14 protein-coding genes are annotated in these 14,072 nt (G+C 58.3%); 3 read left to right on the top strand and 11 right to left on the bottom strand.

Annotation, left to right across the window (positions count from 1 at the left end; genetic code table 11):
* The coding region (locus tag BSU04_RS48825) for a transposase (protein WP_144021286.1) at positions 1 to 242 on the bottom strand (242 nt) is incomplete at its 3' end.
* 246 nt (positions 243 to 488) lie between these two features.
* Between BSU04_RS48825 and BSU04_RS48820 the strand changes: the two genes are divergently transcribed.
* Positions 489 to 779 (top strand): helix-turn-helix domain-containing protein, encoded by a 291-nt coding sequence (locus BSU04_RS48820; protein ID WP_144021285.1) that lies wholly within the window; start codon positions 489 to 491, stop codon positions 777 to 779.
* A gap of 77 nt (positions 780 to 856) precedes the next feature.
* Here BSU04_RS48820 and BSU04_RS19650 read toward each other — a convergent pair whose 3' ends face one another.
* The 5 genes from BSU04_RS19650 to BSU04_RS19630 are packed head-to-tail and all read right to left on the bottom strand — an operon-like array spanning position 857 to position 5,308.
* Positions 857 to 1,777: a VOC family protein gene (locus BSU04_RS19650; RefSeq protein ID WP_089162199.1), complete on the bottom strand. Its 921-nt coding sequence runs from the start codon at positions 1,775 to 1,777 to the stop codon at positions 857 to 859.
* Entirely contained in the window at positions 1,774 to 2,688 is a 915-nt protein-coding gene (locus BSU04_RS19645) for an SMP-30/gluconolactonase/LRE family protein (RefSeq protein ID WP_089162198.1), read from the bottom strand. Before BSU04_RS19645 ends, BSU04_RS19650 begins: the two co-directional genes overlap by 4 nt.
* 10 nt (positions 2,689 to 2,698) lie before the next feature.
* Positions 2,699 to 3,184, bottom strand: coding sequence for a cupin (locus tag BSU04_RS19640; protein WP_089162197.1), 486 nt, complete (start codon positions 3,182 to 3,184; stop codon positions 2,699 to 2,701).
* 35 nt (positions 3,185 to 3,219) lie between these two features.
* Complete coding sequence (locus BSU04_RS19635) at positions 3,220 to 3,708, bottom strand: DoxX family protein (RefSeq protein ID WP_089162196.1); 489 nt, start codon at positions 3,706 to 3,708, stop codon at positions 3,220 to 3,222.
* A 22-nt stretch (positions 3,709 to 3,730) separates the two neighbouring features.
* Positions 3,731 to 5,308 carry a GMC oxidoreductase gene (locus BSU04_RS19630; protein ID WP_089162195.1) on the bottom strand — a complete coding sequence of 526 codons (1,578 nt, stop codon included), beginning with the start codon at positions 5,306 to 5,308 and terminating at the stop codon, positions 3,731 to 3,733.
* Between the two features lie 266 nt (positions 5,309 to 5,574).
* On the opposite strand from BSU04_RS19630, the gene BSU04_RS19625 reads away from it, so the two are divergent.
* The gene (locus BSU04_RS19625; protein ID WP_089162194.1) at positions 5,575 to 6,570 is read left to right on the top strand and encodes an SDR family oxidoreductase; all 996 of its coding nucleotides are present in this window, start codon (positions 5,575 to 5,577) and stop codon (positions 6,568 to 6,570) included.
* A 33-nt stretch (positions 6,571 to 6,603) separates the two neighbouring features.
* Complete coding sequence (locus BSU04_RS19620; RefSeq protein ID WP_089162193.1) at positions 6,604 to 8,391, top strand: glycoside hydrolase family 15 protein; 1,788 nt, start codon at positions 6,604 to 6,606, stop codon at positions 8,389 to 8,391.
* Positions 8,392 to 8,463: 72 nt separating this feature from the next.
* On the opposite strand, the gene BSU04_RS19615 is transcribed toward BSU04_RS19620, so the two are convergent.
* The 5 genes from BSU04_RS19615 to BSU04_RS19595 all read right to left on the bottom strand — a co-directional run.
* On the bottom strand, positions 8,464 to 8,817 hold the full coding sequence (locus tag BSU04_RS19615) for a cytochrome o ubiquinol oxidase subunit IV (protein WP_218827320.1): 354 nt from the start codon (positions 8,815 to 8,817) through the stop codon (positions 8,464 to 8,466).
* The gene (locus BSU04_RS19610; protein WP_089162192.1) at positions 8,814 to 9,437 is read right to left on the bottom strand and encodes a cytochrome c oxidase subunit 3; all 624 of its coding nucleotides are present in this window, start codon (positions 9,435 to 9,437) and stop codon (positions 8,814 to 8,816) included. The genes BSU04_RS19615 and BSU04_RS19610 overlap by 4 nt, the downstream gene beginning before the upstream one ends.
* Before the next feature lie 39 nt (positions 9,438 to 9,476).
* Complete coding sequence (locus BSU04_RS19605; RefSeq protein ID WP_089162200.1) at positions 9,477 to 11,474, bottom strand: cbb3-type cytochrome c oxidase subunit I; 1,998 nt, start codon at positions 11,472 to 11,474, stop codon at positions 9,477 to 9,479.
* Positions 11,475 to 11,539: 65 nt separating this feature from the next.
* The gene (locus BSU04_RS19600; protein WP_144021283.1) at positions 11,540 to 12,634 is read right to left on the bottom strand and encodes a cytochrome ubiquinol oxidase subunit II; all 1,095 of its coding nucleotides are present in this window, start codon (positions 12,632 to 12,634) and stop codon (positions 11,540 to 11,542) included.
* Positions 12,635 to 13,768: 1,134 nt separating this feature from the next.
* Positions 13,769 to 14,072 (bottom strand): transposase (locus tag BSU04_RS19595; RefSeq protein ID WP_144021079.1); only part of this gene is annotated, 304 nt, incomplete at its 5' end.

The raw sequence follows: 14,072 nt of genomic DNA, 5'->3' as shown, positions 1-14,072 counted from the left end.
ATCACGTCGACGCTCAGCAGTTCCGTGCATGGCATGCTCGGCGCAACGTCGAGTGCAGGGACGACGAGCTTGCCTTCACGATATTGCTTGCGCCATCCGAACACTACATTGGCGTTGATGTCGTGCCGGCGCGCAACAATCGACACCGACATGCCAGGCACCAACGTCTCTCTGATCACCTGCTGCTTGAATTTTCGCGCGTACGTGCGACGGGGATGGGCTGCGCCCCCTGCGTTCGACATGGCTGACTGGCTCCGTTGATCTGAACGCCCTCATCATGCTTTGGAAAAGTCAGCATGGCGAAACGGTCGGGCCGAGCCGCTTACTAGCAAAGTGCTTTAACGTCAGCTTCTCGTACCTGCGAGATTAAGTGCGGGTTAAGGTCTGGCGACTAGCATTGCTAGTGTCGCAGCGCGAGTTGGGATGGTGCTTGGCGGTAATAGATATTGCGGCGCAATGCGTCGTAGACGCATTGGAGGAAACAGAAAATGGTTCTACATATCAGCGCAGATTTATTGTTCGAGGAGAGCTTGGCGCATCGCGCCGGGCGTCGGACGTTCGGGGCTCGACTGGACCATTGTCTGAAGCGAAACAATATCTCTTCAAGTCAGGCTGCCAAGCGAGTCGGAGTGGCAGTAGAAGAAGTGACTTATTGGCGTGCTGGTATTACTGCTCCAACGCGTTCGGCGTACCGGCGTCTCTCGCGAATGCTCGACGTGGACGTATTTTGGCTGTGCCTGGGGATAGACGGCGAAAGATCCGATACCCGCGTTCTCTAAGGGGACCAAGATGTCCCGCCGGCAGTTCTGAGTCGCTATTGTGTCGGCTGTATGCGCTAGTATCGGTGTCCCACCGTTCATTCGCTAGCCAACAGATAGTGACCATCGGGATCTCGAAACAGGAGAGCTAGTTCCCCGGTCGCCGACCGGATGAGCCGCGACGCCATGCCGAGGTTCATCGCGAGCCCGCTCACATCCCTGCAGCCGATGACGATTCTGTCGCTGATGATATCTGTGGCTTCGGCTTGCGTATGGGGTGCAAGCGAAAGGGGCCTGCGGTATCCCAGCAACTCAAGATGAGGTGACAACTTACCTGTTGTTTGGAGAGAGACGACATCGACTATCGGGCCTTCGAGTGCATCCAGCAGTCCCTGCTCGCTTCCAGAATTGGTTTGATAAGCGCTCGTGGTCAGTCCCAGCGAGTCCGCATAAAATGCGATGCTCGACGGGGCACTGGATACGGATATGGCGGTATGGTCGACGCCCGCGCGCACAGTTGATCGCGCATTTTCATCGCCAGCAGGCTGCAGCAATTCGAGCGGGTGACCATCCGGGTCACGAAACTTGAATGCCGTGACGCCGCCGCTGCCGTCGGGCAGACGAATCGGCGCCGGACCGCCATCCGAACCGCGTGAAATTGCCGTCGGACACGCCGAGGCGCTGTCTTCACGATAAAGCCGCTTGAACGCGGTGTCGATATCCATGCAACGTACTGCCAGATGTTGAAACACAAGATCTGCTGAGGTGTTTGGCGAGGGATAAGGGCGTGCGTTCGGCCCAGCTTCGACAAGCTCGACTTCCTCCTCGCCAAGCCGCAAGCGTTGCACGTTGATATCACGCGCGCCGAACCCAAGTTCGTCCGCGAGCGCTCGATCCATGATGAACGCTGGACCAGTGGCCTGGAAGCCGAGCCGGTCCTGATAGAACGCAGTACTACGGTCAAGCTCAACGACGTTGCGGCTGATTCGGATAATCCGGGTGATGGGCGCGGGCTTCACGGACGCTGCGCTCCCCGCTGATTGGTGTAGATAGCAAACAGGGAATGTGAGGCGCAGATAAACAAGCGGCTTCGATTACGCCCGCCAAACGTCAAGTTTGAAACGGTGAACGGCACGTGAATCTTGCCCAGTAGTTCACCGGATGGCGCGATGCAGTGCACGCCATCCGCCGCGCTCGACCATACATTGCCATCTTCATCACAGCGAATGCCATCGGCGAACCCAGGATCGATCTTGTGGAATACGCTCGGCTTGGAACACACGATGCCCTCTGCGTCGACATCCATCACGGCAATGTTCTGGATCGGGCTCGGATCGAACTGCAGACCACTTTCACAGACATAAAGGCGCGTCTCGTCCGGTGAGAAGCACAGACCGTTGGGACCCACGAACTGGTCAGAAACGACACTGAGTTCGCCGCTGCTCGGCACGAGCCTATATACGCATGCGGGACGCTCCGCCACCTGCTTGCCTCCTTCATAGTCTGTCTGAATGCCATAGGGTGGGTCTGAGAACCAGATGGTGTCATCGCTCTTGACAATCACATCGTTGGGCGAGTTCAAGCGCTTGCCTTCAAAGCGATCCGCCAGTATCAGCACACGCCCGTCGAGTTCGGTACGCGTAATACACCGCTCGCCGTGCGAGCACCCGATCAGCCGGCCCTGACGGTCGCGCGTATGCCCGTTGGCAAAGCCCGACGGCTGCCGGAACACGCTGATGCCGCCGTTTTGCGTCCATCGCATGATCCGGTCATTCGGCAGGTCGCTGAACAGCAGGCAATCCTGGTCGGCAAACCAAACTGGCCCTTCAAGCCAGCGAAAGCCGCCGCCGAGTAATTCGAGCGGCGCATTGGGAAGGACCATCGCCTTGAAGCGTGGGTCAATGATTTCGACATCCGAATGCGTGCCCATGTAATGCTCGCTAGCGAAAGTGTCCCGGCAAATGCACCGGAGCCACGTGCAACTGGATCGTCATGAGCACCGCAGGCTGATCGCCAATCGTGCCTGAACGATGACCTATGCGCCCCGCGCCATCGGCGATGCTGCCCTGGTCCTCTCCCAGCGAGAGATCGCCCGGACCCATTTCGATGCGCGTGCCGTCCATGGACTCTACCCACCACCGACCCGATATCGGGATGATCCACTGAGGCGCCGGGTTCTCGTGCCAGTCACCGACCCAACCGACTGGCTGGACTGTGACCACCACCGTGGCCTCAGACCGGTCCTGGTTGTCGTTCCATTGGGGAGCAGCATTGCCGACGCCCTTCAGTTCAAACCGGTCCAGTTCACAGCGGACTTGATGACTGACCCCCAGATTGTCTGTCCACAAATGCCAATAGCCCACCCTGGGGGCTTCACCTTCTTTCGCGGGCGATTGCGTCGTTGCGTTTGAAACTGAGGCGGCCATGAATGCGCTCCTTGGCTGGATGATTTTCCGTCGCTTTACTGATTGCTGGAAGAGGCGGGAGAGCCCATCGACGACACACTTCCGTACGGTGCAGACGAAAGTGGATGTTTGAGTACAGCGGACGCACTCATCGGCGTCCCGCCGACTGTAATCAGAAGCAGGCCTCCCACCAGGCCGAAATTCTTTAGAAAGTCCCAGAAGTGGCTTCGACCGTCGCCCGCTTTGGCCCAGAAATGCGGATATCTCCAGAACGGGTGATACAGGAGTGCCGTGACTGCGCAGAAACCCGCAAGGACGAATGCGGCGAGACGATCGTGCCAACCAATGACGATGCAAACGGGCGTGACGAACTCCACAAAAATGGCGATCACGAGTAACACGGCGCCGCCGGGCAGGAAGGAGGAGGTCGCTTGTTGCATCGCTTCCTTCCAGTGGGCGATCTTGTCGAGCGCACTGAAGGGAAACATCACGACCAGGCACACGCGCGCGATCAAAGGGATAGCGACCATGTCGAAGAAATTCATCTTCAATCCCTCGCGGTGAGCATCATGCGGCCACCGGCATCACGCCCAAGCGTTCGCCGATCTTGTCCGCGACCCGCAGCGCATTGGCAATGATTGTCAGGGTCGGGTTGACTGCACCGATCGACGGAAAGAAGCTGGCGTCGGTCACGTACAGATTGTCGAGTTCATGTGCCTTGCAATTCACGTCGAGCACGGAGGTAGCCGGGTCGACACCGAAGCGTACGGTGCCTGCCTGATGAGCGGTGCCCCCAATCGGTATGTCCTTACCCAGATAGAGCTTACGGTCCATCATCGTAGCGTGGGCGCCAGCGTCGGCAAGCAGGCCCTCGAGCTTCTTTCTGAGCCGGTGATGCGCTTCCATATTGCCTTCCTCGATCTCCAGCACGACGCGTTCGCCATCGTATCGAATGCGATTTTCGGGGCGAGGCAGATCTTCCGTCGATAGCCAGAAGTCCATCGAATGCCGTGCCATGGTTTCGAAGGGCATCTCCGGAAGCCATTCGAGCCATGAAGGGACGGCTTCGCCCCGGATCTGATCGGCGTGGGAAGTCGCGCACATCTGGATCAGGCCGAGCGGATAGTCCCAATCGTCCGCACCGAAATAGAAATCGCTGATCGCGAGAGTCTTCTGGAAGATCGTATCGTTAGGTTCACGCATCAGTGCCATCAGGATGGACTGGTTATGCCGCATGTAGTTGCGGCCGACCTGGTCGGACCCATTAGCCAGACCCTTAGGATGTTTGTCAGTGCCCGAGCGCAACAGCAGAAGAGCCGACGACAACGCGCCGCAAGCAACCACGACAATATCGCCCGTATAGCGCTCCTCCATCCCCGCGCGCTTCACATGCACACCCGTCACGGTGTTGCCTGATTCGTCGGTTTCAAGCCGGGAAACGTAGGCATTCGTCATCAATGTAAGGTTCGGATACGCCGCGAGCGCAGGATCCACGCACATGACCTGCGCGTCGGCCTTGCCGTTGAGCAAGCAGGGGAATCCGTCGAAGGCGTCGCACCGGATGCAGCGGCTAGTGGGCTTCACCTGGCCGTCTTTCTCGTCTAGCAGGATTCCCAGGGGCAAATGAAAAGGATGCAATCCCGCTTTGATCAAGGAATCGTTAAGGGCCTGGATGCGCGGCTCATGGGACACCGCCGGATGCGGGAAAGGGGTACTCGCATGCGGCTCGTACGGATCTTCGCCGCGTTGCCCGTGTACATGAAACAGACGCTCGGCCTCGGCGTAATAGGGCTCGAAGTCCGCGTACTTGAGCGGCCATGCGGGCGACACGCCGTCCTTGTGCTGCAGTTCGTCGAAGTCGCGCTCCCGAAGCCTGAAGAGCGCCGCGCCGTACACCTTGGAATTGCCGCCCACATAGTAATGAAGACCTGGGTGGAACTTGCTGCCGTCACCGCCGTACCAAGTTTCGCTGGTCTGATACATGCCCTCGACGAACACGGCCTTCGAATCCCAGTTGGCCGGCTCACGCTTTAAGTAGTCGCCGCGTTCGAGTAGCAGAATGCTTTTGCCCGTTGAGGCAAGTTTGTGCGCGAGAGAAGCCCCGCCTGGTCCGCTTCCTATCACGACGACGTCGTAGTGACTCATGTTTTTCCTTTCCCGATCACTGGTGTCATCGATCATCGATTACGGATTGGACCAGCAAGCGTTGAATACGCTTGCGTCTGGATGTCCAGGTCATTTAGGCAAGAAGCGGTCCTGTTGGTGTTTAGTAATGCAGGGTGTCGTCCAGCAACCGCGGTACAAATTTTGCGCTTTAAGAGCATGGTGCTCTTTATATTTCGTCCCTATGAACCGCCGTCGCTTCCAGTCGAGCCCGCGTTTTCATGTGACCATTCAGTGAGAAAAAAACAATGTCAAAAGTGGTGGTAGTGACGGGGGCTAGCGCAGGTGTCGGTCGCGCAACGGTCGAAGAGTTTGCTCGGCGGGGGTATGACGTAGCCTTGCTGGCACGGGACCCTGACCGACTGGCGCACGCGGCTTCGGATCTCGAATCGCGGTACGGCGTCCGTACAGTTGCGATTCCCACCGACGTCGCCGATGCTGATGCAGTCGAGGCTGCCGCGACTCGAGTCGAGGAGGGATTGGGACCGATCGACGTATGGGTTAATGTCGCGATGGCGACGGTATTTGCGCCGGTTTCCAAACTCACCGCACCAGAGTTCGAACGCGGCACCAAGGTGACCTACCTTGGCCAAGTGCACGGAACCATGTCGGCGCTGTCGCGCATGCGCAGTCGAAACCGTGGAACTATCGTTAATGTGGGCTCGGCGCTTGGCTATCGATCGGTTCCACTGCAGTCCATTTACTGCGGCGCCAAATTTGCGATTCGCGGTTTCACTGACGCGCTGCGTTCTGAGCTTATCCATGACAAGCTGAACGTCCACCTGACGATGGTCGATTTGCCGGCGGTGAACACGCCTCAATTCGACTGGGCGAGGAACAAGATGGGCGTGAAAGCCAAGCCGGTTGCACCCATCTTCGAGCCCGAACTGCCGGCGCGCGCCATCTACTTTGCTGCCACGCACAAGCGCCGCGAGATTTGGGTTGGCTTTCCCACTGTAAAGGCTATTCTGGCTAACCGCATCGCTCAGGGTCTCATTGATAAATATCTGGCTTCGACCGGTTATACGGGTCAACTGACGGAGGAGCCGCTCGCGGCGGACGCACCGGACAACTTGTTCGAACCGGTGCGGGGCGACTATGGCGCGCATGGTCGCTTTGACATCGAATCGAAAGCACACAGTTGGGAGATGTTCACTGATCGGCACCGAACTGTCTTTTGGACTGCCGCTGCGTTGGGTGTGATCACCGGTGTCCACTGGTTAGCGAAGAAATACAAAGTCTGAGCCAACGCAATCACGGTCCCGGAAGACACCCGAATGAGCAAACCGATCGAGGATTACGCCCTGTTGGGCGACGGTGAAACCGCTGCGTTGGTGAGCCGGGATGGCTCCATCGACTGGCTGTGCTGGCCGCGATTTGATGACGACGCCTGCTTTGCCGCGCTGCTAGGCACAAATGAAAACGGTCATTGGTCGATGGCCCCCGTTGCCCAAGTGATCCATCAAAGCCGTCGCTACCAGGAAGATACCCTTGTCGTGGAAACCGATTTTGCGACGGAGGAAGGCGCGGTCCGGGTCGTCGACTTCATGCCGATGCGAACAACGTTCTCATCGGTCGTGCGGATAGTCGTCGGCTTGCGAGGCAGCGTGAAAATGCGATCGACCCTATGCCTGCGGTTCGACTATGGTGCATTGCCACCCTGGTCGACAGCAGACGGCAACAGTGTGGTCGCGAAAGTCGGGCCCGATTTGGTGGTCCTGCGCGCACCGATGCCACTCGACGTTAAGTCTCATGCCACGGAAACCGAATTTCTTGTTACGCAAGGAAGCCGGTTAGCGTTCGTAATGAGCTACGGGCCGTCTCACCAGCCGCCCCCGGCGGCCATCGATGCTGAAGCCGCGTTAGTGTCGACTCAGGGGTTCTGGCGCAACTGGATCACTCATTTTGACAATTCAAAGACTGACTGGCCGAGCGAGGTGAGGCGCTCATTGCTGACGCTCAAGGCATTGATCCATCAACCGAGCGGCGGGTTGATCGCGGCGCCCACGACCTCGTTGCCCGAGGCCCCGGGCGGCGAGATGAACTGGGACTACCGATACTGTTGGCTTCGCGATGCGAGTTTTACGCTAGGTGCACTAATCAATGCAGGGTTTCGTGTCGAAGCGCAGGCTTGGAGAGATTGGTTACTGCGCGCCATTGCTGGCTCGCCCGAACGAATCAGGATCATGTATCGCGTTGACGGCGCGCGCCATCTTAATGAGTGGATCGTCGATTCGTTGCCGGGATACCGATATTGCCAGCCGGTGCGTGTTGGCAACGCCGCGTCGACACAGCATCAGATTGATGTCTTCGGAGAAGTTCTCGATTGCCTCGACCTCGCTCGCCGGGGCGGCGTGCCTGCTTCGACACAGGAGGCGGCGATCGCGCTAAAGATCGTCGAACACCTCGTGGCAATGTGGGACAGCAAAGGATCCGGAGTCTGGGAGTCCCGCGCCGATCCGCGACAGTACACGTATTCGAAGGTAATGGCCTGGGTCGCGTTCGATCGTTTCATTCGCCATCATGAAGCGCTCGGTAGCGCAGGTACCGCGGATCAGCGCGTGCTTGAACGCGTTATAGCATTGCGACCGATGGTGCACGAACAGGTTTGCCACGAAGGCTGGAATGAAGGCTTGGGCAGCTTCACACAGCACTATGGAGGCCAGGAAATCGACGCAAGCCTGCTCCTGCTGCCTCTCGTGGGCTTTCTGCCGGCTGACGATCCGCGCATGGCGTCGACAATCGCGACGATCCAGCGTGAACTCTCAGAAGGGGGTCTCATTCGCCGAACCAAGGCGCGCCAGGACGGCCCGAGCGAGGGCGTGTTTCTCGCATGCTCATGCTGGATGGCCGACTGCCTGATCCTACAAGGTCGCACCGATGAGGCACGGGCGCAATTTGAACGCGTACTTGCTGTCAGTAATGACCTTGGATTGTTGTCCGAGGAATACAACGTCGCGGGCAAACACCTTGCCGGCAATTTTCCGCAAGCTTTGACCCACCTTGCTATCGTCAACACGGCGCTCAACCTCTGTGGTCCGACGCTTAACCGAGGCGGTAGCTGACATCCTGTGCTCAACCTTTAACCCAGGATTTGCGACAGGCGGCTAATGTAGGCAAAAAAGCGCTACCGAGTGTCAAGAGGCTGGCATCGCCATACGCAGTGCCAAGCTGGCCATGATCCAGACCGTGCCGGCCACCATAATCGTCAATAGCAGCGCCGAGAACAGGATTAGCGGCAGATCCTCGCGCTTGTGCGCAAAGCTGATGTGCAGGAAGCAGCGGAAGTGCACGAGGATCTGCACCAGCGCAAATACGCCAATAACGATCAGAATCGGCAAGCGCGGTAAGCCACCCCAGTGCACCAGCGCAAACGGCACCACGGTGAGCAACAACGCGATGCCCGCGCCCCAGACGTAAGATCGGAACTCCCAGCGTTCCTCCTGCATTGGGTCTATGCCATCCACTGCGACGTTTCGTTGTTCGCTCATGTGAGCCCCGCCAGATAAACCACGGAGAAAATCGCGATCCAGACAATGTCCAGGAAATGCCAGAACAGCGCGAGCCGCATGATGCCGAGCTTCGCCTTGGTATCAAGACCGTAGCGGGCAATTTGGCCCACCAGACAGATCAGCCAGATGCAGCCGCCAGCGACGTGCAGGCCGTGCAAGGGCACCAGGTCGAAGAAGGCGGACAGAAAACCGCTGCGACTGGGTACGCCGCCCTTGGCGAACATGGTACTGAAGTCATGCAGTTCGAAACACAGGAAGGCAACGCCCAGTATCAGGGTCGCCGCTAGCCATCCTATCAGCCGCGGCGTACTGTGCTTGTACTTGAGCGCCAGCGATGCCATCCCGAAGGTGAAGCTGCTGGCCAGAAGCAAAAATGTCTCGACGAAGATGCTCTTGATGTCGTAAAGCTGGAAGGGCCCTGGGCCACCGGCAGTGGCATGCACCGAGGTCACATAGGTCGCGAACACCATGCCGAACAGGATGGCGTCGCTCATGAGAAATACCCAAAAGCCGAACATCAAGCTTTCGGCGGCTTCGTGATCTTTGCCGTGCGCGGAACTCAGGTTCAAGCCCGGGTACTTGGCGGCTTTGCGGCTCATGGCACAACCCCGTCGATTTCGTGTTGGGCCAATCCGTCGTTAGCCGGCGCGTTCGTCAGCGCGGGATATCGCCGTCACCGAGGTTATCGCATCGATCCAGCAGTGATGTTCCTTGCGCACCTGCTGTGCGCTGACAATGCGCGTGGTGTCTCGCGCGAATCCGCGCACGATCATGGTGGCCACGGCGGCCAGGAAAGACAGGATCACCATCCACCAGATATGCCAGACCAGGCCAAAGGCGAGGGAGAAGCCGATGGCCGCAATGACCGGACCCATGGCGCTGTTCTTCGGCATCTCGATGTCTTCATAGGTGTCAAGCCGCTGATAGGCGCTGCGGCCTTCCTTGGCAACAGCGAATGCATCGCGAGCGGTGACTTGCGGAATCATCGCGAAATTGTATTCCGGCGGTGGCGCAGAGATCGACCATTCGAGACTGCGCCCATCCCACGGATCACCGGCAAACACCCGATTCGCGTTCCGCTGCCTGATCGAAACCCACAACTGCACGATTAGGGCTGTGAGGGCCAAGATAATGAGAGCGGCACCAAGCAAGGCCACCATTTCCAGCGGCACGTAGGCGGGCTCGGAGTAAGCAACTGTACGACGGGGCATACCCATTAGCCCCAGTGCGTAGAGCGGAAAGAACGCCAGCATGAATCCGGCTATCCAGCACAGTGCCGAAATTTTCCCCCAGCGCTCGTTGAGACGAAAGCCAAATGCCTTGGGAAACCAGAAGTGGTAGGCGGCGATCATCCCGAACAGTACGCCCGGCACCGCCACGTTGTGGAAATGCGCGACCAGAAACACGCTGTTGTGCACTTGGTAGTCGATGCCCGGGTCAGCCAGCAGGATCCCGCTTATGCCTCCTAGCACGAAAAGCAGCATGAAGCCGATTGAATAGATCATTGGCACGGTAAAGCGTATCCGGCCGCGAAACATCGTCAACATCCAGTCGTAGATTTTGACGCCGGTAGGAATGCCGATCAGCATCGAGGCAATGCCGAACACCGCGTTGATATGGGCGCTTTGTCCCATTGTGAAAAAATGATGCAGCCAGACAGTGAACGACAGGATTGCAATGGCCATGGTGGCCATCACCAGCGTGCGGTAGCCAAACAGCACCTTGCCGGAGAATGTCGAGACGACTTCGGAGTAGATGCCGAACGCCGGCAGTATCAGGATATAAACTTCCGGATGGCCAAATAGCCAGAACAGATTGGCGAAGTGCATCATGTTGCCGCCAAGCGCATTGGTGAAATAGTGAAACCCAAGATAGCGATCCAGCGCAAGCTGGGCCGTGGCAACCGTCAGCGGCGGCATGGCAAAAATCATCAGGATGCTGGTGCACAACGCGGTCCACGTGAAGAGTGGCATGCGCATGAACGTCATCCCGGGTGCTCGGTGTTTGTAGATGGTGACCGCGAAATTGATGCCAGTGAAGGTAGAGCCGAGAGAGGCCAGCGTAAGCGACCAGATCCAATAATCCGGGCCCACGCCGGGGCTGAAGGTTGCCTCGGTGTAGGGTGGATATCCGAACCAGCCCCCGGTAGAGAAGGTGCCGATGCAAAGCGAAATCATCACCAGTGCGGCGCCGGCGACGGTCAGTCCCAGACTGATCGAATTAAGCACGGGGAAGGCGACATCGCGCGCGCCGATCTGCAGCGGCATGACGTAGTTGATCATGCCGGTGAGAAACGGCATCGCCATGAAAAAGATCATGATGGTGCCGTGAGTGCTGAACAGCTGTGCGAAATGATCCGGTGAGAGAAAGCCGCCGCCGAGGCCGAATGCCTGCTGGGTGCGCATCAGCAGCGCCTCGATCAGCGCACGCGCCAGCATCACGAAGGCCAGCACGACGTACATGATGCCGATCTTCTTGTGGTCCGGGCTAGTCAGCCAGTCGGACCAGAGCACGCCCCACTTCCGGTAGCGGGTAATCAATGCAAAGGTGACGATTGCACCGATCACCACCATCGAGGCGGCTCCCGCGGCGATGATGCCGTTGATCACATTGGATTCGCTGGGATCTTGCAGCATCTGCCAGAACGGCAGGGATTCCAGGCTCAGCAGTCCCAGGGGATGCGCCAAAACGTAGGGAAGGTTCACGGCTTTTGCTCCGCAGAGGGTGGGGTCGCGTTTCCAACGACGTGCACCGCTGTCGATGTTGCGGCATGCCCCATGGTCTGAAGATCGGCCACGGTACCGTCCATCGTCGCCCTGACGACGCTGGAGAAAACGTCGGATGTCGCGTGGTTGAAATAGATGCCGCCATCGCTGGCTTGACTTTGGCCCAGCGCGGCTGCTAGTTGTGCGCGGGTCGTGGGTTCCGATATCAGCTTGAGCGTGCTTGCATCCAGCGGCACGCCATGAGCCTGGATTTGTTTCACCCAGTCGTTAAACGCGTCGGGTGTCATCGCCACGGCGGTGAACCGCTGCTGGTGAAAGCCGTCGCCGTTGTACATGGTGTTTTCGCCCATGAAGCGCCCGGGTTTGTCCGCCTGCAGGTGCAACTGTGTGACCATGCCGCCCATGGCGTAAATCTGGCTGCCCAGCGCTGGTATCTGGAGCGACTGCATCACCGTGGCGGACGTTAGCTGCATTGCCACGGGCTGACCTGCGGGCAGTGGCAGCACCCCGATGCTGGCCACACCCTGGTCGGGATAGATGAATAGCCATTTCCAGTCGTAACCGATTACTTGCACGCGCAGTGCCGGCATCTCGGAGGCCAGGGGCTTGTACGGATCGAGCGCGTGCGTGCTGCGCCAGACAAGCACGGCCAATAGCGCCACGATTACCGCGGGACCGCTCCACGCAGCGACTTCCAGAGTTCTGGAGAACGCCCATTTAGGCGTGTAGCGTGAGGATTTCGCGCCATACCGGTAGCGCCAGGCGAACCATGGAAGGAGAACAAAGATTGGCAACGCAACGAAGATCGCCAGCAACGCCACCATCTCAAGAAAGTGCGTACGCTGTATCGAGGCCACGGGACCCTGCGGATTGAGAAAGCTGAGATGCGTGTCGCTAGCGCAAGAACTGAGTATGAGCGCAGCGGCGCAAAGCAAAACGCAACGGACAACGGCGTTGACTTTCACGAATGGCGCCGCTGTGCCACGCAGATGAGCATCGGTCGATCGCTCGCTCGGATACCCCGGCTTAAGTTGATGCGCAAGACCACGATGTCCGTTGCCGATGTTCACGATATTGCTGTCCGAGTATCCCTGCTTGCTGCCACACCACCAGAATGATGCCGGCGCCTTGGCAGGTTCAGTACAGCTAGCCACCGCCCAAGCCCAGCCGTTTGAATTCCTTCTTGAAAATTGCGGCGTTTCTAGTCTGTTCTCAGATCAGCCCGAGTGTATGTTTTCGGCGGTAGTGAAGACAAGGCTCTGATCGACACCGAAGGAAGCGGGTGCAACCCAGCCGTCGGAGCGTTCAGAAATAAGATAGGTCCGATGCACACCGATGAAATGCCTGCGCCGCGACAGCCTCTGAGCATTTAACGTACCGGGCGCCCGATATTCGGGGCGCCATGCAGCGCGGTCGCCGGTGGTGCCAGCGCCCTGTTGTGCGGACCGGGCAGTGGCGTCATGTGCGACACAGGCGGCAGGCACGAAATCAAGTGTCTAAGCATTACTAGCGGCCTACACGACCGAATTCGCCATTGGGTTGGATAGATGGTCGACTCATATTCTTTAGATTAAGAATCCAAATTTCAGGACGAAATCATCATGAAGTCCGTTCTTTCTACCTTACTCTTCTTTGCGGTTACGTCGGCGCGTGGTCAGTAACGTAGTCGACGCGAATTGCGTTAATGGCGTAGAGGGACGTCGCTGACTCCATCGTGAGTCTCAAGAAATCCTAGCACGATCAATTCACGAGTCGATTTAGTTAGGTTGCCATCCCTTCGAAATTCGCAAAGAGGATGCTGCATTCTTCATAGCTTAGGCGATCGGTCAGTCGCGGTTCTTTCAGCGCGGCGGACCGGCCCATGGGTTTCTGAGTTTCCACGGCTCCTTAGTTCACTGAAACGCCGTTCCAGAGCGATCAGTTCCTCAGGCGTGCCGACGGCGACGAAACCTGAGCAAATGACGGCATCGCTTTCGAATATACGCGACCGACTTTTCTGCGGTTCCGATCGTGTCTTCAGTCATGGCGATTTCGTGTTGGGCTTTCCGACCGGTGTCGCGCGTGACCTTGGAGCCGCTTTCCGGCCGCGCAGATTAGATTAATCCGTTAAGAGGTAGTCCTTGATGACGGAGATCTGCGCGTCATCCATGAGGGCCGGTGCGTGGCCGCAGTCGGGAAATTCGAAGGTGGTGACCTTGCCGGCTCTATGCCGTTTTGAGTGGAACTTGACGGCTGGCGCGATAGCGTTTAATCCCTTGATCACGCGAGGCGGCGGGACGCAAAGGGTTTTGCGGCAAATGTTTTAGCCTGGACATGCGGAGGTAGGCGATGGCCACGAAGTTCTTCACGGTTCGAAATCCGCGCGCGGCCCGCTTGGTTTGTTGGAGCATGCCATTCATCGCCTCGACATAGGCATTGCTGCGACCGTCGAGCATGCCGCGCACGACGCCCGGCAGACGCTCCTTGAGCGTCGTGGCCAGCCGCCTGAACGGCTCAAGCCGACAACGC

The organism is Caballeronia sordidicola (genome assembly GCF_002220365.1).
GTDB classification, from domain to species: Bacteria; Pseudomonadota; Gammaproteobacteria; order Burkholderiales; family Burkholderiaceae; genus Caballeronia; species Caballeronia sordidicola_C.
Note: the sequence above shows the minus strand (reverse complement) of the source record. Positions and strands in the feature narration are given on the sequence as shown.

What these genes read in the sequence shown, in the direction of transcription:
- BSU04_RS19605 (WP_089162200.1), bottom strand. Translation starts at nt 11,474, where the DNA reads ATGCTGCAAGATCCCAGCGAATCCAATGTGATCAACGGCATCATCGCC.
- BSU04_RS19640 (WP_089162197.1), bottom strand. Translation starts at nt 3,184, where the DNA reads ATGGCCGCCTCAGTTTCAAACGCAACGACGCAATCGCCCGCGAAAGAA.
- BSU04_RS19630 (WP_089162195.1), bottom strand. Translation starts at nt 5,308, where the DNA reads ATGAGTCACTACGACGTCGTCGTGATAGGAAGCGGACCAGGCGGGGCT.
- BSU04_RS19625 (WP_089162194.1), top strand. Translation starts at nt 5,575, where the DNA reads ATGTCAAAAGTGGTGGTAGTGACGGGGGCTAGCGCAGGTGTCGGTCGC.
- BSU04_RS19610 (WP_089162192.1), bottom strand. Translation starts at nt 9,437, where the DNA reads ATGAGCCGCAAAGCCGCCAAGTACCCGGGCTTGAACCTGAGTTCCGCG.
- BSU04_RS19620 (WP_089162193.1), top strand. Translation starts at nt 6,604, where the DNA reads ATGAGCAAACCGATCGAGGATTACGCCCTGTTGGGCGACGGTGAAACC.
- BSU04_RS19635 (WP_089162196.1), bottom strand. Translation starts at nt 3,708, where the DNA reads ATGAATTTCTTCGACATGGTCGCTATCCCTTTGATCGCGCGCGTGTGC.
- BSU04_RS19615 (WP_218827320.1), bottom strand. Translation starts at nt 8,817, where the DNA reads ATGAGCGAACAACGAAACGTCGCAGTGGATGGCATAGACCCAATGCAG.
- BSU04_RS48820 (WP_144021285.1), top strand. Translation starts at nt 489, where the DNA reads ATGGTTCTACATATCAGCGCAGATTTATTGTTCGAGGAGAGCTTGGCG.
- BSU04_RS19645 (WP_089162198.1), bottom strand. Translation starts at nt 2,688, where the DNA reads ATGGGCACGCATTCGGATGTCGAAATCATTGACCCACGCTTCAAGGCG.